17 protein-coding genes are annotated in these 18,503 nt (G+C 75.2%); 10 read left to right on the top strand and 7 right to left on the bottom strand.

What is annotated here, in order from left to right:
- The first annotated feature begins 2 nt into the window (after positions 1-2).
- The 6 genes from tatC to Q6349_RS09640 are packed head-to-tail and all read left to right on the top strand — an operon-like array spanning position 3 to position 8,860.
- Positions 3-776: a twin-arginine translocase subunit TatC gene (gene tatC / locus Q6349_RS09665; RefSeq protein ID WP_343035560.1), complete on the top strand. Its 774-nt coding sequence runs from the start codon at positions 3-5 to the stop codon at positions 774-776.
- Positions 773-1,759 (top strand): diacylglycerol kinase family protein, encoded by a 987-nt coding sequence (locus Q6349_RS09660; protein ID WP_304603909.1) that lies wholly within the window; start codon positions 773-775, stop codon positions 1,757-1,759. Before tatC ends, Q6349_RS09660 begins: the two co-directional genes overlap by 4 nt.
- Positions 1,760-1,775: 16 nt before the next feature.
- Positions 1,776-4,625, top strand: coding sequence for an RNA helicase (locus tag Q6349_RS09655; protein ID WP_304603908.1), 2,850 nt, complete (start codon positions 1,776-1,778; stop codon positions 4,623-4,625).
- Positions 4,626-4,678: 53 nt separating this feature from the next.
- Positions 4,679-6,340 carry an amidohydrolase gene (locus Q6349_RS09650; protein ID WP_304603907.1) on the top strand — a complete coding sequence of 554 codons (1,662 nt, stop codon included), beginning with the start codon at positions 4,679-4,681 and terminating at the stop codon, positions 6,338-6,340.
- A gap of 4 nt (positions 6,341-6,344) precedes the next feature.
- Positions 6,345-8,108, top strand: a complete 1,764-nt coding sequence (lnt, locus tag Q6349_RS09645) for an apolipoprotein N-acyltransferase (RefSeq protein WP_304603906.1) — start codon at positions 6,345-6,347, stop codon at positions 8,106-8,108.
- On the top strand, positions 8,105-8,860 hold the full coding sequence (locus Q6349_RS09640) for a polyprenol monophosphomannose synthase (protein ID WP_304603905.1): 756 nt from the start codon (positions 8,105-8,107) through the stop codon (positions 8,858-8,860). The genes lnt and Q6349_RS09640 overlap by 4 nt, the downstream gene beginning before the upstream one ends.
- Before the next feature lie 113 nt (positions 8,861-8,973).
- Here Q6349_RS09640 and Q6349_RS09635 read toward each other — a convergent pair whose 3' ends face one another.
- Positions 8,974-9,318 carry an RNA polymerase-binding protein RbpA gene (locus Q6349_RS09635; protein WP_171245783.1) on the bottom strand — a complete coding sequence of 115 codons (345 nt, stop codon included), beginning with the start codon at positions 9,316-9,318 and terminating at the stop codon, positions 8,974-8,976.
- Positions 9,319-9,612: 294 nt separating this feature from the next.
- On the opposite strand from Q6349_RS09635, the gene Q6349_RS09630 reads away from it, so the two are divergent.
- Genes Q6349_RS09630 through galE form a run of 3 tightly spaced genes read left to right on the top strand, consistent with a single transcriptional unit; the run spans position 9,613 to position 12,461 of the window.
- Positions 9,613-10,773 carry an LLM class flavin-dependent oxidoreductase gene (locus tag Q6349_RS09630; protein WP_171245784.1) on the top strand — a complete coding sequence of 387 codons (1,161 nt, stop codon included), beginning with the start codon at positions 9,613-9,615 and terminating at the stop codon, positions 10,771-10,773.
- Positions 10,770-11,390 carry an FMN reductase gene (locus tag Q6349_RS09625; protein WP_171245785.1) on the top strand — a complete coding sequence of 207 codons (621 nt, stop codon included), beginning with the start codon at positions 10,770-10,772 and terminating at the stop codon, positions 11,388-11,390. Before Q6349_RS09630 ends, Q6349_RS09625 begins: the two co-directional genes overlap by 4 nt.
- Before the next feature lie 48 nt (positions 11,391-11,438).
- The gene (galE, locus tag Q6349_RS09620; RefSeq protein WP_304603904.1) at positions 11,439-12,461 is read left to right on the top strand and encodes a UDP-glucose 4-epimerase GalE; all 1,023 of its coding nucleotides are present in this window, start codon (positions 11,439-11,441) and stop codon (positions 12,459-12,461) included.
- A 25-nt stretch (positions 12,462-12,486) separates the two neighbouring features.
- Here galE and Q6349_RS09615 read toward each other — a convergent pair whose 3' ends face one another.
- Both Q6349_RS09615 and ald read right to left on the bottom strand, forming a co-directional pair.
- Entirely contained in the window at positions 12,487-12,963 is a 477-nt protein-coding gene (locus Q6349_RS09615; RefSeq protein WP_304603903.1) for a hypothetical protein, read from the bottom strand.
- Entirely contained in the window at positions 12,960-14,072 is a 1,113-nt protein-coding gene (gene ald, locus Q6349_RS09610) for an alanine dehydrogenase (RefSeq protein ID WP_304603902.1), read from the bottom strand. The genes Q6349_RS09615 and ald overlap by 4 nt, the downstream gene beginning before the upstream one ends.
- Positions 14,073-14,203: 131 nt before the next feature.
- On the opposite strand from ald, the gene Q6349_RS09605 reads away from it, so the two are divergent.
- A complete protein-coding gene (locus Q6349_RS09605) occupies positions 14,204-14,761 on the top strand; it encodes an Lrp/AsnC family transcriptional regulator (protein WP_304603901.1) in 558 nt (185 codons plus the stop codon).
- Between the two features lie 16 nt (positions 14,762-14,777).
- Here Q6349_RS09605 and Q6349_RS09600 read toward each other — a convergent pair whose 3' ends face one another.
- From Q6349_RS09600 to Q6349_RS09585, 4 genes are all read right to left on the bottom strand, one after another.
- Positions 14,778-15,806, bottom strand: coding sequence for a hypothetical protein (locus tag Q6349_RS09600; protein ID WP_304603900.1), 1,029 nt, complete (start codon positions 15,804-15,806; stop codon positions 14,778-14,780).
- Positions 15,807-15,912: 106 nt separating this feature from the next.
- Complete coding sequence (locus Q6349_RS09595) at positions 15,913-17,370, bottom strand: tyrosine-type recombinase/integrase (RefSeq protein WP_304603899.1); 1,458 nt, start codon at positions 17,368-17,370, stop codon at positions 15,913-15,915.
- 75 nt (positions 17,371-17,445) lie between these two features.
- Positions 17,446-17,835, bottom strand: a complete 390-nt coding sequence (locus Q6349_RS09590) for a hypothetical protein (protein WP_304603898.1) — start codon at positions 17,833-17,835, stop codon at positions 17,446-17,448.
- An 88-nt stretch (positions 17,836-17,923) separates the two neighbouring features.
- Positions 17,924-18,457 (bottom strand): DinB family protein, encoded by a 534-nt coding sequence (locus Q6349_RS09585; RefSeq protein ID WP_304603897.1) that lies wholly within the window; start codon positions 18,455-18,457, stop codon positions 17,924-17,926.
- Positions 18,458-18,503: the final 46 nt, after the last annotated feature.

Below are 18,503 nucleotides of genomic sequence, written 5' to 3'. Positions count from 1 at the left end.
TGATGGCTCGAACCCCCCGGGATCCCGAGGGGCGGATGCCGCTGCGCGAGCACCTGGTCGAGGCGCGGCGGCGGATCGTGCGCATCGCGATCGGCCTGCTGCTCGGCGCGATCGTCGGCTGGATCCTGTACGACCCGCTGCTGGACGCGCTGATGCGTCCCCTGGAGATGGCGGCGGACCGGCGCGGCGCGCTGATCGGGCTGAACTTCGACGGCGTGGCCACCGCGATCGACATGCGGGTCAAGGTCTCGCTGTTCCTGGCAGTGATCGTCTCCAGCCCCTGGTGGCTGTACCAGGTCTTCGCGTTCATCACCCCGGGTCTGACCCGCTCCGAGCGCCGCTACGTCTTCGGGTTCCTGACCGCGGCGGTGCCGATGTTCCTGGCCGGGGCGCTGCTGGCCTGGTCGGTGCTGCCGTTCGTGGTCGAGGTCCTCAACGACTTCGTGCCCGAGGGCGGCTCGAACCTCATCGGCGCCCAGCTCTACCTCAGCTTCGTGATGCGCCTGATCCTGGCGTGCGGCATCGCGTTCCTGGTGCCGGTGTTCATGGTGGTGCTCAACCTGATGGGCCTCGTGCGCGCGCGCACCTGGCTCGCGGGCTGGCGCTGGGCGATCCTCGTCTCGTTCCTCTTCGCCGCGATCGTCACCCCGACCATGGACGTGCTGAGCATGTTCGGGATCGCGCTGCCCATCGCCGCGCTGTACTTCGTGGCGACCGGGATCTGCTTCGTGCACGACCGCCGCGTCGACCGGCGCCGCGTCGCCCCCGTCGAGTGAGCGCCGCGGCACGGACCGGCGCCCACCACGTCGGGCTGGTGGTCAACCCCACCGCCGGGGCGGGCCGCGGCCGCGTGATCGCCACGGTGGCCACCGACCGGCTGCGGCGAGCGGGGCACCGGGTCAGCGACCTGTCCGGCCCCGACGGGGCGGCGACGGCCGCGCGCCTGGCCGCCCGGCACGACCTGGAGGCCCTGGTGGTGGTCGGCGGCGACGGCATGGTCCACCTGGGAGCGGGCGCGACCGCGGGCACCGGCACCCCGCTCGGGGTGGTGCCGGTGGGGACCGGCAACGACTTCGCCGCCGTGCTCGGGCTGCCCGACGACCCGCTGGACGCCGTCGACCACGTCGTGGCGGCCCTGGAGCACGGCACCCGCCGCGCCGTGGACGCCATCGAGGTCACCGGCCCGCACGACCCCCCGCGCTGGGTGGCCGGCGCGGTCTCGGCCGGGCTGGACGCCGCCGTCAGCGCCCGGGCGCTGCGGATGCGGCACCCGCGCGGTCCCGCCCGCTACACCGTGGCCACCCTGGCCGAGCTGGCCCGGTTCCGGGCGTGGGACTACCGCCTGGAGCTCACCGACGTCGTCGACGACGGCGGGCTGGCGCTGGCCGGCGACCCGGGCCGCCCGACCTGGCAGGGGCGTGCCGCGATGGTCACCGCCGCCAACGTCGACCGCATCGGCGGCGGCATCCGCGTCACCCCGCACGCGCGGGTCGACGACGGGCTGCTCGACGTGCTCGTGGCGCCGATCACCTCCCGGGCGGCCGCGGCGAGCATCTTCCCGTTCATGTACGCCGGCACCCACGTCCGCCGGCGCGACGTGCACGTGCTGCGCGCCCGGGCGGTGACGATCAGCCCCGGCCCGGACGCCGAGCCCGGCACCGTCTGGCCGGTGGCCCACGGCGACGGGGAGGCGCTGTCCGCGCTGCCCCTGACCGCCCGCGCGGTGCCCGGGGCGCTGCAGGTGCTGACCTCGGCCTGAGCCGTAGGCTGACGGCATGACGGCAGTACCCAGCCCCGCCGAACGTTACGCCGCCGCCCGGGCCCGCTCGGCCCGCGCGCGGGCCGAGGCCGGGGAGCTCGGCCGGTTCCGCTCCCTGGTCGACTTCGAGCTCGACGACTTCCAGGCCGAGGCCTGCGCCGCCCTGGAGCGCGGCCGCGGCGTCCTGGTGGCGGCCCCCACCGGCGCCGGCAAGACCGTGGTCGGCGAGTTCGCCGTGCACCTGGCGCTCGCCCGCGGCGGCAAGACCTTCTACACCACGCCCATCAAGGCGCTGAGCAACCAGAAGTACCACGACCTCGTCGACCGGCACGGCGTCGACGCCGTCGGGCTGCTGACCGGCGACACCTCCATCAACGGCGACGCGCCGGTGGTCGTGATGACCACCGAGGTGCTGCGCAACATGCTCTACGCCGGCTCGACCACGCTGGAGGGGCTGGCCTACGTGGTGATGGACGAGGTGCACTACCTCGCCGACCGGTTCCGCGGCCCGGTGTGGGAGGAGGTCATCATCCACCTGCCCGACCACGTCCAGCTCGTCTCGCTGTCGGCGACGGTGTCCAACGCCGAGGAGTTCGGCGACTGGCTCGCCACCGTGCGCGGCGACACCGCCGTGGTGGTCAGCGAGCACCGCCCGGTGCCGCTGTGGCAGCACGTCATCACCGCCCCGGACGAGCCGCGCGGGCACCCGCGCCTGTTCGACCTGTACGCGGGGCACGTCGACCCCACCGACCCCGGCACCAACCCGCCGATCGACCCCGACCTGGCCCGGCTGTTCCGCACGCACGGCCGCGCCGGGTCCGCGCCGGGCGCCCGACGCCGTGGCCGCGGGGACCGCGGCTACCGCGGTCGCGGCGGGCGCGGCGGCGACCAGGGCGTGGTCCCGCAGCGCCGCGTGCCGCGCCGGTACGCCGTGGTCGAGGCGCTCGACGAGGACGCCCTGCTGCCGGCGATCTACTTCATCTTCTCCCGCGCCGGCTGCGAGGGCGCCGTCGAGCAGTGCCTGCGCGCCGGGCTGCGCCTGACCAACGCCGAGGAGGAGGCCGAGATCCGCCGGGTGATCGAGGAGCGCACGGTCACCGTGCCGCCCGAGGACCTGGAGGTGCTGGGCTTCTGGCAGTGGCAGCACGCGCTGGCACGGGGCGTGGCCGCCCACCACGCCGGGCTGCTGCCGGTGTTCAAGGAGACCGTCGAGGAGCTGTTCGCCCGCGGGCTGGTCAAGGTCGTGTTCGCCACCGAGACGCTCGCGCTCGGCATCAACATGCCCGCCCGGTCGGTGGTGCTGGAGAAGCTGGTGAAGTTCGACGGCACCGCCCACCAGCCCATCACGCCGGGGGAGTACACCCAGCTGACCGGACGCGCCGGACGGCGCGGCATCGACGTCGAGGGCCACGCCGTCGTCGTCGACCACGTGGGCCTGGACCCGGTCGCCCTGGCCGGGCTCGCCTCGCGCCGGCTGTACCCGCTGCGCTCCAGCTTCCGCCCGACGTACAACATGGCGGTCAACCTCGTCGGCCAGGTCGGCGCCGAACGTGCCCGCGAGGTGCTGGAGACCAGCTTCGCGCAGTTCCAGGCCGACCGGGGCGTGGTCGACCTGGCCAAGCAGGCCCAGGCGCACGCCGAGGCGCTGGAGGGCTACCGCGGCGCCGCGCACTGCGAGCACGGCGACGTCGAGGGCTACCTCACGATCCGGCGGGCCATCACCGCCCGGGAGAAGGAGCTGTCCCGCGCCGCCAAGGGGGCGCGCCGCGCCGACGCGATCGACTCGCTGTCGCGGCTGCGGCGTGGCGACGTCGCCGAGGTGCCGTCGGGTCGGCGGCGCGGCTTCGTGGTCGTGCTGGACCCCGGCGGCGACGAGGGCGGCTTCGACGGGCCGCGCCCGACGGTGCTGACCCAGGAGCGGCAGGTCAAGAAGCTCACCGTCGCCGACACCCCCGACGGGGTGCGCACCGTGACCCGTGTGCGCATCCCGAAGAGCTTCAACTCCCGCCGGCCCGCCGACCGGCGGGACCTGGCCTCCAGCCTGCGCAACGCGCTGGGGGAGCGGTCCGCCCCCGGTAACGACCCGGCCGGGCGCGAGGCGCGCGAGCGGGGCGGTGACGTCGCCTCCGACCGCGAGCTGCAGCGGCTGCGCGGCGACCTGCGCGCCCACCCGGTCCACGGCTGCCCGGAGCGGGAGGACCACCTGCGGTGGGCCCAGCGCGCCGAGACGCTCGCCCGCGAGCAGGACGCGCTGGTCCGGCGCATCGAGGGCCGCACCGGGTCCATCGCCCGCACGTTCGACCGGATCTGCGACGTGCTGACCGAGCTGGACTACCTGCACCGCGGCGACGACGGGCTGCAGGTCACCGAGTCCGGACGCCGGCTGGGCCGGCTGTACGCCGAGGACGACCTGCTGCTGGCCGAGTGCCTGCGCCAGGGCGTGTGGGACGAGCTGCGACCCGCCGAGCTGGCCGCCGCCGTGTCGGTGGTGGTGTACGCCGGGCGGCGTGAGGAGGCCCAGACCGGTCTGGCGGGGGTGCCGGGGCGCCGGCTCGCCGACGCCGTGGACGCGACCGCCGCCGTGTGGGCCCGTGTCACCGAGCTGGAGGCCGCCCATCGCCTGGAGGTGACCGGCACCCTGGACACCGCGCTGACCGCCCCCGTGCACCAGTGGGCCTCGGGCGCCAGCCTCGACACGGTGCTGCGCGGCACCGACATCGCGGCGGGTGACTTCGTGCGCTGGTGCAAGCAGGTCGTCGACGTGCTCGACCAGCTCGCCGCGGCCGCCGGGCCGCCGCTGCGGGGCCGGGCGCGGGCCGCCCAGGACGCGGTGCTGCGCGGTGTCGTGGCGCACTCCACGGTCTGATCCCGGGCCGCCGGTTCCCCGGGGCACCCCCGCGGTGCCCTAGGCTTTCGGCCGTGACCTCCACCCTGTACCGCAACGGTGTCGTCCACTCGGCCGCGGACCCGTTCGCCGAGGCCCTGCTCGTCGACGACGGGGTGGTGGCCTGGCTCGGCGCCGAGGACACCGCCGCCGGTCTGGCCGCCCGTGCCGACGAGGTCGTCGACCTCGACGGCGCGCTGGTCACTCCCGGGTTCGTCGACGCCCACGTGCACACCCTCGAGACGGGGCTGACCGCCGCGGGCGTCGACCTGTCCCCGGCCGCCGGCGGCCACACCCTGGCCGCCGCCCTGGACCGCCTGGCGGCCGCCACCCGCGACCTGGACGCCGCCGACCCCGGCGGGCAGCAGATCCTGCTCGCCCTCGGGTGGGACGAGGGCGCCTGGCCCGAGGGTCGCGCCCCCTGGCTGAGCGAGCTGGACGCCGCCACCGGGGGACGGCCCACGCTCGCGGTGCGCGTCGACGGACACAGCGCGCTGGCCTCGTCCTCGCTCGCCGCCCGCACCGGCCTGGACCGCACCCCGGACTGGGACGGCACCGGGCTCGTCGGCGGGCAGGCGTACGCGAGCGCCCGCGCCGCCGTGCACGACCTGGACCCCGCGCGCCGCGAGACGCTGTACCGCCGGGCGCTGTCGCAGGCCGCCGCGCGCGGCATCGTGGCCGTGCACGAGATGAGCACCCCGCACGTGGACACCCGCGAGGGCCTGACCGCGCTGATGTCGCTCGCCGCCGACCCCGACCAGCGGCTGCCGCACGTGACCGCCTACCGCGCCGAGCTGTGCACCGGTCCCGAGGACGCCCGGGCGCTGCTGGCCGAGCTGCCGTTCCTGACCGGCATCGGCGGGGACCTGACCGTGGACGGCACCCTCGGTTCGCGCACCGCGGCCCTGACCTCGCCCTACACGGACCTGCCGTCGGAGGCCCGCGAGCGCACCGGCCGGCTGTACCTGTCGGCCGACCAGATCGCCACCCACCTGCTGGCCTGCTCGGCCGCCGGGGTCCAGGGCGGCCTGCACGTCGTGGGCGACCGGGCCATGGACGAGCTCGTCGAGGGGCTGGAGGTCGCGGTGGGCCGCGCGGACGCCGCCACGCTGCGCGGCGGGCACCACCGCATCGAGCACGCCCTGTTCGTGGACGCCGCGGCCCTGGCCTCGCTGCTGCTGTACGGCATGGGGCTGTCGATCCAGCCGGCGTACGACTCGACCTGGGGCGGCCCGGACGGCATGTACACCACGCGGCTCGGCGGGCCGCGCGCGGCGAACCTGTCGCCGTTCGCGGACCTGGCCGGGGCGGGGGTGCCGATCGCGTTCGGGTCCGACAGTCCGGTGACCCCGCTGGACCCCTGGCAGGCGGTCCGCGCGGCGATCGGGCACGCGGACCCCTCCCAGCGGGTCAGCGCCCGCTCGGCGTTCCGCGCCCACTCCCGCGGCGGCTGGCGCCTGGCCGGGCTGGACCACACCGGTGCCGGCGAGCTGCGCGTCGGTGCACCGGCGCACCTGGCGGTGTGGCGCACCGGGTCGCTGGCCGTGCAGTCCGCGCCGGGCCGGCTGTCGCAGTGGAACCCCGAGGCGCGTGCCGGCCAGCCGCTGCTGCCGGACCTGTCCGAGGACGCGCCGGCCCCGCAGTGCCTGCGCACCGTGCGGGACGGCGTCGTGCTGCACGACGTGCTCGACGGCTGACCGGATGAGCACCGTGACCGATCCCGCCCCGTCCCCCGCGTCCGCGAGCGCCTCCGGCGCGCCGGCGTCCTGGATGACGTCGCGGTCGGCGACGCTGCTGCTGGGCGTCGCCGCCGGGGTGGTGCTGTGGACCGCTTTCCCCGACGTGGGGGCCTGGCCGGCGGCGTTCGTGGCGGTGGGCCTGCTGTTCGCGGCCTGGCGCCGCACGGGCCGGCGCGCGGCCGCGTGGAACGCGCTGGTGGGGCTGGTGGCCGGCTGGTCGTTCTGGTTGCCGCACATCTGGTGGGCGAACTTCGCCACGGACACCGTGCCGTGGCTGGCGCTGGCCACCCTGCAGGCGGCGTTCTGGGCGCTGCTGGGGGCGGTGTGGACGTGGGCGCGCCGCTGGCCGGCGCTGGCCCTGCCGGACCCGGGCGCGTCCGCCGCGACCGCGGTGCTGCGCACGCTCGGGCACGCGGCGGCGTTCGCGGTGCTGTTCGTCGGGGTGGAGCAGGCCCGCTCGCAGGTGCCGTTCGGCGGCTTCCCGTGGGGCCGGCTGGCCTGGACGATGGTGGACGCCCCGACCGGACGGGCGGCCTGGCTGGGCGGCACGGTCGCGGTCTCGTTGCTGGTGGCGCTGGTCGGGGTGCTCGGTGCGGTGGCCGCGGGCCGGGTGCTGGCGGCGGTCCGTGCCCGGCGGGCGGGTCGTGCGGTGCGGCCGGCGCTGCTGGGTGCCGAGGCCGGCGTGCTCGGCGCGGTGGTCCTGGCGGTGGCGCCGGCGGCGCTGCCGCTGCCGGCCGGCCCCGTGCCGCCGGAGCCGGTGGCGACCGCGGACCTGGACACGGTCGTGGTGGACGCGGGCACGGCCACCCACGAGGGGCCGGGCCCCGTGCTGCGGGCCGGCGCGGTGCAGGGCGACGTGGCCGAACCCGGCCTGGGGTCGTTCGCCAACCGGGCCGAGGTGCTGACCAACCACCTGGACGGCACCGACGCGCTGGCCGGCCGCGACCTCGACCTCGACGTGGTGCTGTGGCCGGAGAACGGATCGGACCTGGACCCGCAGGAGGCGGACGACGTCGCCGCGGCGCTCGACGCGGCCGCGGCGCGGGTGGGTGCCCCGATCCTGGTGGGCGCCCAGGAGTACCCCGAGACCGGTGGCCGGTACAACGTGTCCCTGCTGTGGCAGCCGGGGGCCGGGGTGATCGACCGGTACGCCAAGCAGCACCCGGCCCCGTTCGGGGAGTACATCCCGCTGCGCGGGTTCGTGCGGCTGTTCTCGGCCCAGGTGGACCGGGTCACCAACGACATGCTGGCGGGCACCGAGCCGGCCGTGGTCGACCTGCCGCGCCCGGACGGGCCCACGGTGCCGATGGCCACGGCGATCTGCTTCGAGGTCGCCTACGACGAGATCGTGCGGGACGCGGTGCGGCGCGGTGCGCAGGTGCTGGTGGTCCCGACGAACAACGCCTCGTTCGGGTACACCGCGGAGTCCACCCAGCAGCTGGCCATGACCCGCATGCAGGCGATGACCACCGGTCGCGCGGCGGTGCAGATCTCCACCGTGGGGGTCTCGGGCGTCGTGGCACCGGACGGCACGCTGGTGGCGGCGACCGACCTGTTCACCGCCGACCAGCTCGTGGCGGAGCTGCCGCTGCGCACCACCATGACCCCGGCGGTGCGCGCCGGGGAGGGGCCGGGGATCGTCGTGGAGGCCGCGGCCGTGCTGCTCGTGGCCGCCGGTGCGGTCTCGGCCCTCGTCAGCCGCCGTCGCGCGGGAGGAGAGTCGTGAGCACGCTGGTCATCATCCCCACGTACGACGAACGCGAGTCGCTGCCGGGCACGCTGGAACGGCTGCGCACCGCGCAGCCGGACGTGGACGTGCTGGTGGTCGACGACGCCTCGCCGGACGGCACCGGGCGATGGGCCGAGGAGGTCGCGGCCCGGGACCCACGGGTGCACGTGCTGCACCGCACCGGCAAGGGCGGGCTCGGCGCGGCCTACGTCGCCGGGTTCGGCTGGGGGCTCGGGCGCGGCTACGACGTGCTGTGCGAGATGGACGCCGACGGCTCCCACCGGCCCGAGGAGCTGTCACGGCTGCTGGACCGTGCGGCGGACCCCGACGCCCCCGGTCTGGTGCTCGGCTCGCGCTGGGTGCCCGGGGGCCGGGTCGTGAACTGGCCGTGGCACCGCCAGCTGCTCTCCCGCGGCGGCAACACCTACGTGCGGCTGCTGCTGGGCGTGGCCGTGCGGGACGCCACCGGGGGGTTCCGCGCCTTCCGGGCGGACACGCTGCGGGCGATCGACCTGGCCGCCGTGGAGTCGCACGGCTACTGCTTCCAGGTGGACATGACCTGGCGGGTGCTGCGCGGCGGCGGCACCGTCGCCGAGGTGCCGATCACGTTCGTCGAGCGCACGGTGGGGGAGTCGAAGATGTCGCGGGCGATCGTGGTCGAGGCGCTGACGAAGGTGACCGCGTGGGGCCTGGCGCACCGCGGCCGCCAGCTGCGCCGGCTGCTGCCCGGCGGGCGGCGGCGCCCCTGACCGCGCCCCGGCGCCCGCCCGACCGGCGGTGCCGGGCACGACGAAGGGCGGCCCTCCCGCGGGAGGGCCGCCCTTGATCGTGCGTGTCGAGCCGGGCGCCGGGCCGGCCGACGTCAGGCCGAGCGGCGCAGCTTGCCGGCGCGCAGCAGCTCGAGCCGCTCGTCGAGGAGCTCCTCGAGCTCGGAGACGGTGCGGCGCTCGAGCAGCATGTCCCAGTGGGTGCGCTGCGGCTTGGTCGGCTTGGCGTCGGGACGCTCCGCGTCCCGCAGCAGGGCCTCCCCACCGCACTGGCACTCCCAGATCGGGGGAACCTCGGCGTCGGTGGAGAACGGCAGGATGATGGTGTGGCCGTTGGGGCAGTCGTAGTGCGCCTGGAATCGCGGGGCGAAGTCCACGCCCTCGTCGGACTCCATGCTCTTGCTGCCGATGCTCATGCCACGCAGAGAGCGGTCGGGCATGTCGTCCTCCACAGGTCGGGTTTCAGGGGGCCGTGGGATCCAACGCGCCGCCGACGGCGGTTGTTCCGCCCGGGCGTGAAGGTCCGGTGAAGCGTACCGGCTCCTCGGGTTCCGGGTCCGGCGACGGGACCCAATGTGGCGAGGACCGCCCCCGCTCGCAAGTCGAGAGCCTTGTGCGGCACCCTGGTGTGGGTGACGTCACCCGGGCGGGGCGTGCGCCGGGAACAATCGACGGCACCGACGGGTTGGCGCGAGTGCATGCAAACGCATGCAGAGGACCGACAGGAGTGCAACGTGCAGTTCGGCATCTTCTCCGTCTCGGACGTCACGACGGACCCCACCACCGGCCGCACCCCGGACGACACCGAGCGGGTGCGCTCGATGCTGACCATCGCCCGGCACGCCGACGCCGCGGGCCTGGACGTCTTCGCCACCGGCGAGCACCACAACCCGCCGTTCGTGGCCTCGAGCCCCACCACGCTGCTCGGCTACCTGGCCGGCGTCACCGAGAACATCACGCTGTCCACGGCCACCACCCTGATCACCACCAACGACCCGGTGCGCCTGGCCGAGGAGTACGCGATGCTCCAGGTCGTCTCCGACGGCCGCATGGACCTGATGATGGGCCGCGGCAACACCGGTCCCGTCTACCCCTGGTTCGGCCAGGACATCCGCAACGGCATCCCGCTCGCGATCGAGAACTACGCGCTGCTGCGCCGGCTGTGGACCGAGGACGTCGTGGACTGGAGCGGGCAGTTCCGCACCCCGCTGCAGGGCTTCACCTCCACCCCGCGGCCCTTGGACGGGGTGCCGCCGTTCGTGTGGCACGGCTCCATCCGGTCCCCGGAGATCGCCGAGCAGGCCGCCTACTACGGCGACGGGTTCCTGCACAACAACATCTTCTGGCCCATGCACCACACCAAGCAGATGGTGCGGTTCTACCGCCAGCGCTACGAGCACCACGGCCACGGGCGTGCCGACCAGGCGATCGTGGGCCTGGGCGGCCAGGTGTTCGTGCGCAAGAACTCCCAGGACGCGGTGCGCGAGTTCCGCCCCTACTTCGACGTCGCGCCGGTCTACGGCCACGGCCCGAGCCTGGAGGACTTCTCCGCCCAGACGCCGCTGACCGTCGGCTCGCCCCAGCAGGTCATCGACCGCTACGGCGCGTTCGTCGAGGACGTCGGCTACTACCAGCGCCAGATGTTCCTCATCGACCACGCCGGCCTGCCCCTGAAGACCGTCCTGGAGCAGATCGACCTGCTGGCCGAGGAGATCGTGCCCGCTCTGCGCACGATCGTCGAGGCCAAGCGGCCCGCCGAGGACGTGCCGCTGAACCCGCCCACCCACGCCGAACGCGTCGCCGCCGCCCGCACGGCCGGCCGCTCCGGCGCCACGCACGTCGGCGACGGCGGCGACGCCGTGACCGGCACCCGAGCCGAGGAGGTCCTCCGATGAGCACCCGCCGCACCCTCGCGGTCGTCACCGCGGGGCTGTCCCAGCCGTCCTCGACCCGGCTGCTCGCCGACCGGCTGGCCGGCGCCGCCGCCGACGAGCTGCGCGCCGCCGGGCACGAGGTCGACGTCGAGGTCGTCGAGCTGCGCGAGCACGCGCACGCCATCGTCGACGCGATGCTGACCCGATTCCCCGCCGGCGATCTCGCCGACGCCCTGGACACCGTCACGAACGCCGACGGCCTGGTCCTGGTCAGCCCGCTGTTCACCACGACCTACTCGGGGCTGTTCAAGTCGTTCCTCGACATCGTCGACCCCGACGCCCTGACCGGGACGCCGGTGCTGCTCGGGGCGACCGGCGGCACCGCGCGGCACTCCCTGGCGCTGGACTACTCGATGCGCCCGCTGCTGACCTACCTGCGCGCCCAGGTGGTGCCCACCGCGGTCTTCGCGGCCACCGACGACTGGGCCGGCCAGGACGACGACGGCGCCCTGCCGCGCCGCATCGCGCGGGCGGGCCGCGAGCTCGCCGAGGCCGTGGGCGCCCGCCCGGCCGCGGGCCCGCAGGACGACCCGTTCGGCGACACCCCCGACTTCGCCGAGCTGCTCGGCGGCTCCTGACCGGTCCGCCGTCGGGGCGGACGCGCAGGTCCGGGTACGCTCGGGCCCATGCGCGTCCTGGTCTCCGGCGGAGCCGGCTACATCGGTTCCCACACGGTCCTGTCCCTGCTGGCCTCCGGCCACGACGTCGTCGTGGTCGACGACTTCTCCAACGCCAAGCCGAGCGTCATCGGCCGGCTGGAGGCCCTGTCCGGCCGGCACGTGCCGGTGCACGCGATCGACCTGACCGACGCCGAGAAGACCGAGCGGCTGTTCGCCCACGAGACCTTCGACGCGGTCGTGCACTTCGCCGGGTTCAAGGCGGTGGGGGAGTCCGTGGCCAAGCCGCTGGCGTACTACCGCAACAACATCGACTCCACGCTGTCGCTGCTGGAGGCGATGCGCCGCCACGACGTGCACCGGCTGGTGTTCTCCTCCTCGGCGACCGTCTACGGCGAGCACGCCCCGGTGCCGTACGTCGAGGACTACGAGCACCTGTCCTCCTCCTCGCCGTACGGGCAGACGAAGGTCATGATCGAGCGCATCATGACCGACGTCGCCGCCGCCACCGACGGGCTGCGGGTGGCGCTGCTGCGCTACTTCAACCCCGTCGGCGCCCACCCGTCGGGCCAGATCGGCGAGGACCCCCAGGGCATCCCGAACAACCTCATGCCGTTCATCGCCCAGGTGGCGGTGGGCCGCCGCGAGCGCCTGACGGTGTTCGGCGACGACTACCCGACCGCGGACGGCACCTGCGAGCGCGACTACCTGCACGTCGAGGACCTCGCCGCCGGGCACGTGGCCGCCCTGGAGCACCTCGACGCGATGGTCGAGCCGGTGCGGGCGTTCAACCTCGGCACCGGCACCGGCACCTCGGTGCTGCAGATGCTGCACGCCTTCGAGCGCGCGACCGGCCGCGAGCTGCCCTACGAGATCGGTCCGCGCCGCGCCGGTGACCTGCCGGCGTTCTGGGCCGACCCCACGCGGGCGCACACCGAGCTGGGCTGGCGTGCGCACAAGACGATCGACGACATGTGCGCCGACACCTGGCGCTGGCAGCAGGCCAACCCGCAGGGCTTCCCGGACGCCTGACCAGGAACGACGTCGGCGCGCGGGCTCAGCGGTCGGGCAGGGTCACCGTCACGGTCCGCCCGCCGAAGCCGTGGACCTGGTCGCGGCCCTCGACGACGACCGCCTCGACCTCCCGCGGGATCTCGACGCCGCGCTGGGTGCGCGTGAACGGCTGCTCGCCGGCGTGGTCGTGGGCCAGGGTGTGCACGGCGAGCTCGGTGCCGTCGGGGGTCAGGACCCGCCAGCCGTCGGCGTACCGCTCGGGGGTGTCGTACGGCGAGCTCATCGTGACCTCGAGGTCGCAGGTCTCGCCCGAGCAGTCGGCCACCACCTCCAGCACGTCCGGGTGGCGCTGGGCGTCCGCCGTCGTCGCGGAGGACGGGGCGCCGTCGCCGTCGTCCGGGCCGGCCGGCTGGCACCCGGCCAGCACGACGCCGGCCAGGACGAGCGCCGCCGGAGCGCGCGGACGCCCGCGCCCGGCGGTGCCGGGCGCGGGCGTCGATCCGCGGCGGGGTCGGCTCACAGCACCCCGGCGACCTCGCGGTGGTCCAGGCCGTGGGCCTGGGCGACCCCCGCGTGCGTGATGTGACCGGCGTGGGTGTTGAGCCCGCGCGCGAGCGCGGCGTCGGCGCGCAGCGCCTCGCGCCAGCCCGAGTCCGCGAGCGCCACGGCGTAGGGCAGCGTGACGTTGGTCAGGGCGTAGGTGGAGGTGCGCGGCACGGCGCCGGGCATGTTGGCCACGCAGTAGAACACGGTGTCGTGCACCGGGTAGGTGGGCTGGTCGTGGGTCGTGGGCCGCGAGTCCGCGAAGCAGCCGCCCTGGTCGATCGCGATGTCGACCAGCACCGCACCGGGCCGCATCTGGGCCACGAGCTCGTTGGGCACCAGGACGGGGGCCTTGGCGCCGGGCAGCAGGACGGCGCCGATGACCAGGTCGGCCTCGAGCACGGCCTGGCGCAGGCTGAGCCGGTTGGACGTCAGGGTCTGCACGCGGCCGGCGAACTCGCGGTCCGCGGCGCGCAGCACGTCGACGTTGGTGTCCAGCAGGGTGACGTGGGCGCCCATGCCCACGGCGATGCGGGCGGCGTTCATCCCCGAGGTGCCGGCACCGATGATGACGACCTGCGCGGCCGGCACGCCGGGCACGCCGCCGAGCAGCACCCCGCGGCCGCCGGCGGCGTTCTGCAGGGTGGCCGCCCCGACCTGGGTGGCGAGCCGGCCCGCGACCTCGGACATCGGGGCCAGCAGCGGCAGGAAGCCGTCGGCGTGCTGGACGGTCTCGTAGGCCACGGAGGTGACGCGCCGGGCGAGCAGCTCCTCGGTGAGGGCCTTGTCCGCGGCGAGGTGCAGGTAGGTGAACAGCAGCTGGTCCTCGCGCAGGAGGTGGTACTCCTCGGCGACGGGTTCCTTGACCTTGAGCACCATCTCGCCGGCCGCCCAGGTCGCGGCGGCGCCCTCGACGATGTGGGCGCCCTCCTCGGCGTACTGGGCGTCGGTGATCCCGGCGCCGAGGCCGGCACCGGCCTGGACGTGCACGGTGTGTCCGCGCGTGACCAGCTCGTGCACGCCGGCCGGGGTGATGGCGACGCGGTCTTCGTGGTTCTTGACTTCCTTCGGGACGGCGACGTCCATCGTGGCCCTCTCGGTCGGCTCGGGTCGCGAGCGCGGACGCGCCGACCGGATGTGACGGCGCTCACCTCCAGTGTGACGCCTCCGTTCGGTGTGTGCGGTCAGATCAGCGGTTTCTTCGGTACCGTCGATGGATGGCATCGAGTTCTTCGTCCACGCGAGCCTCGCGCACATCCCGTTCGCAGGATGTTCGGTCCCGTGCCGAGGCCGCACCCGGTCTGGAGCGGCGCGCCCGCGCGGCGGTGCGCCTGGACGCGATCGACCACCGGCTGCTGGCGGCGCTGGCCGAGGACGCCCGCGTGCCGAACAACGCCCTGGCCGCCCAGGTCGGCATCGCGCCGTCGACCTGTCTGACCCGGGTGCGGCGCCTGCGGGACGAGGGCGTCATCCGCGGGTTCCACGCGGACGTCGACCCGGCGCTGGCGGGCCGGCCCCTGCAGGCCGTCATCGCCGTGCGCATGCAGGGGGCGGCGCGGTCGCACCTGCCGGCGTTCGCCCGCGAGCTGGCGAGGCTGCCGGGTGTGCTGGACGTCTACCTGCTGGGCGGCGCCCACGACTTCTTCGTGCACGTCACCGCCCCGGACACGGACGTGCTCAACGAGTTCGTCATCGAGAACCTCTCGGCCAACCCCGGGGTGGCGCTGACCGAGACGAACCTGATCTTCCAGCACACCCGCGGCGGCTGGTACTGAGCCCCCGGGCGTCGGCTCAGGCCGTCGCCTCCGGGGTGTCCGGGGTCCCCGTCCCCTCCGCCGCGGTCGCCGACGCGCGCAGCCCGGCGAGCTCGCCCTCGGCCCGCGCCCGGGCCGCCGCCTGGGCCGCCCCGTCGCGGGCGGCGTCGTCCGCGCGGGACCGGGCCGCGGCCAGCTCGTCGCGCAGCCGGGCGGCCTCGCCCTCGAGCCGGTCGCTCGCGGACCGGGCCGCGGTGAGCTCGGCGGCCAGGCGGGCCCGCTCGTCCTCGCCGCGCCGGTGCTCGCCGCGCACCGACTCCAGCGCGGAGCGGGCCTCGGCCAGCGTCTCCTGGACGCCGCTCAGCGCGGCGCGCGCCTCGGCGCGCTGCTCGGCCGCGGCCGAGCGGGCGTCCACCGCGGCGGTGAGGTCCTCGCGCAGCGCCGCGGTCTCGGCGTGCGCCCGTGCCAGCTCGGCACGCAGCTCCTCGGCCTGACCCTCGGCCCGACGTGCCGCGGCGCCCGCCTGCTCGCGGGCGAGCCCGGCCTCGTCCAGGAGGTTCCGCAGCCGCTGGGTCTCGGCCCGTGCCTCGGCGAGGTCGGCGCGGGCCTCGTCCCACTCGGCACCGGCGGCATCGGCCGCGCGTGCCAGCCGGACGGCGTCCTCGCGCGCCGAGGCGGCGCGTTCCGCCAGGTCCGCCGCCTCCTCGGCGTGCTCGTCGCGCGCCCGTCGCACCGCCTCCCCCCAGAGGCCGGCGACCCCGCGCTCGACCAGCAGCTCGACCGACCGGGGCAGGTCGGGCAGGCGCGCCGCGTCGGCGGCGTCCTCGGCGCGCTGCGTCCGCCAGGCGCGCAGGTGGGTGGTGGCCGTGGCGTTGGAGCACCCCGCCCGCTCGCGCACGGTGCTGACCGTCACCGGCTCGTCGTCCGCCAGCAGTGCGTCGGCCGCGGCGAACACCCGCTCCCGGGCGGTGACCGGTGCCGGGGGAGCGTCGGCGGCGTCGTCCGCCGGGCGGCCGTCGTCCTCGGAGGGTGTGACGGACGAGAGGACCGGAGGAGGAGTAGTCATGATGCGATCCTACCGTTACTCCTCCTGACCAACTACCGACACCCGCTTTTCCAAAGCGGGTGCGCAAGAATGCGCGGGGATGCCGTACGGAGAGCGTTTGCGCAGTTCAGCGCGCTGCGCGGGCGGTCAGGTGAACCACCCCAAACGGTGCATCTGCACCATCGGTGAGCACATCGTGAGCAGTGTCTGCCGGGTCGTGCGCGGCGAACTGCGCGGACATCGACTCGCCGAGGCGGTCGAGGTCGTCCTCGAACAGCCCCGCGTAGGTGCGCAGGGTCAGGACGGGGGACTCGTGGCCGAGCATGCGCTGGACGGCCTTGACGCTCGCGCCGCTGGCGATGGCCAACGAGGCGGCGGTGTGCCGCAGGTCGTGCAGGGTCAGCGGGGCGAAGTCCTCGGCGCCGGCGCGCAGGGTGACGCGGGCCACGGCCTCCAGGCGCCGCGTGCGGGCGATCTTCTGGCCGCGGGTCAGGCCGTCGCGGCGGGTGCGGTCGGCCTCGACCAGCACCGCCCAGGTGGCGGCGTCCACGACGCCGGTGACCGGCAGGTCCTGATCGGCCTGGACCCGGCGCACGGCGGTCAGGGTGGTCGTGTCGTAGATCCCGGTGGCGGGCAGCCCGAGCAGCTCCTGGAGCGTGCTCACCGCGGTGCCGGCGGCGCGCACGGCCGGGCGGAAGGCGTGCCGGTCGAAGGACTCGCGGCGCAGCGGGCCGCCGTCGCGCGCGGTGAACAGCAGCGCGGTGCCCGGGCGGCCGCCGAGCCGCTCGGCGAGCTGGGGCTCCAGCACGCTCGGGACCGGCACCTCGCGGCGCGCGTGGGTCTTGGTGCTGCCGAGCAGCAGGGTGCCGTCGTCCAGGCGGGTGTAGGCGCGTTCGATGGTGACGCGTCGCCGCAGCAGGTCCACGTCCCCGGTGCGCAGGGCCGAGACCTCGCCCCAGCGCAGCCCGGTCAGCCCGGCCAGCAGCACCAGCGTGCGCGCCGGGGCGGAGGCGGTCGCGTCGGCCGCGCGGCGCAGCTGTTCGTGGGACAGGTACCGGTGCGGCTTGGTCTTGGGCGCGCGCGGCAGGGACGGCACGCGCCCCGAGGGGGTGCGGGCCGGGTTGGCCGTCAGTCGGCGGGCGTCCACCGCGGCGTCCAGCAGCGCCACCAGCAGTCGCACCGCGTCACGACGCCGGGCGGGGGAGGCCGGCTCGGCGGCCCCGTGCGGGCGCATCTCGACCGCCCACCGGGCGACGTCGTCGTGCGTCACCCGGCGCAGCGGCTCCTGGCCGAAGGCGGGGGCGACCAGGGTCCGGAACCGTTCGCGCTCGGACTCCAGGGTGCGCGGGGCGCGGTCGGCGCGGGCGGCCTGCCAGGCCTCGAACCACTCGGCCACGGTCAGCGTGCCGGACCGCGGGTCGACCCAGTCCCCGCGCTTGCCCGCCTCCTCGGCCCGGCGGGCCTCGGCCAGCGCGTCACGTCGGGCCCGGAACGCCCGGGTGCTGCGCAGACGGCCGTCGATGCGGAAGCGCCCTACGTACGACGTCGTGCCGCCGGCTCCGGTGCGCTTCTCGGTGTAGGCCATGGGGGGAGCCTACTGGCCCGGTCACGGCGATGACCTGCGGCGACGCCGTGGAGGACAAGGGTCGGTGCGAGTTGCTCAGGGCTCGGCGGCGAGGTCGTCCTCCATGGCCCGCAGGATGCGGAACTCCGCGAGGATCTGGTCGTGCCCGGCGAGCGCCTCGGCCTCGGTGGCGTACCGCCGTGTCGTGCACGGTGGTCCGTAGTCCGGCCCCCTGACGCCGGGGAGGGACGGCTTGAGCACCGGGAAGACCATGGTCTCGAAGATCAGCGGGCGCGCGACGGGCAGTCCGCGCCAGTTGTCGGTGCCCAGCCACACGGTCGACACCTGGTAGCGGCCGAGCGCGTCGAAGGCCACCCCCCTGAACTCGAAGTCCGCCATGTGGTCGAGCCATTCCGCATGGGAGATCCGCCGCCCCTGGCGGTCGTAGTAGGGCAGACCGTTGACGTGGTCGAACGTCTCGTCCACGCTGCCACCTCTCGACGGGCCGACTTCCACGCTAGCGGCGCGCCGTGTGCGGCCGGGGGCGAAACGCCGACCGGTGGTCAGCCCGGTCCTAGACGCCCACGGAGCCGTCGATCGCCTCGCGGATCAGGTCGGCGTGCCCCAGGTGCCGGGCGTACTCCTGGACCAGGTGCAGCAGGATCCACCGCAGCGAGTACGGCCCCTCGCCCTCGGGTGGGTTCACCGCGAGGACGTCGAGCCCTGCCGCGCTGGCCACGATCTGCTCGGTGACGCGCTGCGACTCGTCGAGCCAGGCGAACAGCTGCGCCGGGGAGTCCGCCGCGGCCGTGGTGAATGTCCAGCCCTCGTTCTCGCGCTGCCACTGGTCGAGCCAGGACGGCGCCTCCACACCGCCGGCGAAGGTCAGGTTGACCCAGCCCGCCTCGACGACGGCCAGGTGCTTGAGCAGACCGCCGAGGGTGAGCGCGCTCGGGGCATGCCGCTGGGCGAGCTGTTCGGAACTCAGCCCGGAGCACTTCCACCGGATCGTGTCGCGCTGGAAGGCGAGCATGCTCAGCAGCGTCTCCCGCTCGTCCCCGACCTGCGGGGTGCGGGTCCGGTCGGCGGAACCGGTGATCGTCGGCATACGCCTGACGCTATCGGCCCGCTGCCGGGCCGCGACGGCGGCACGC

Source organism: Isoptericola sp. 178 (assembly GCF_030586525.1).
In the GTDB taxonomy this organism is placed as follows: Bacteria; Actinomycetota; Actinomycetes; order Actinomycetales; family Cellulomonadaceae; genus Isoptericola; species Isoptericola sediminis.
The sequence above is the reverse complement of the archived record's forward strand: the minus strand, read 5'-3'. Positions and strand labels throughout refer to the sequence as shown.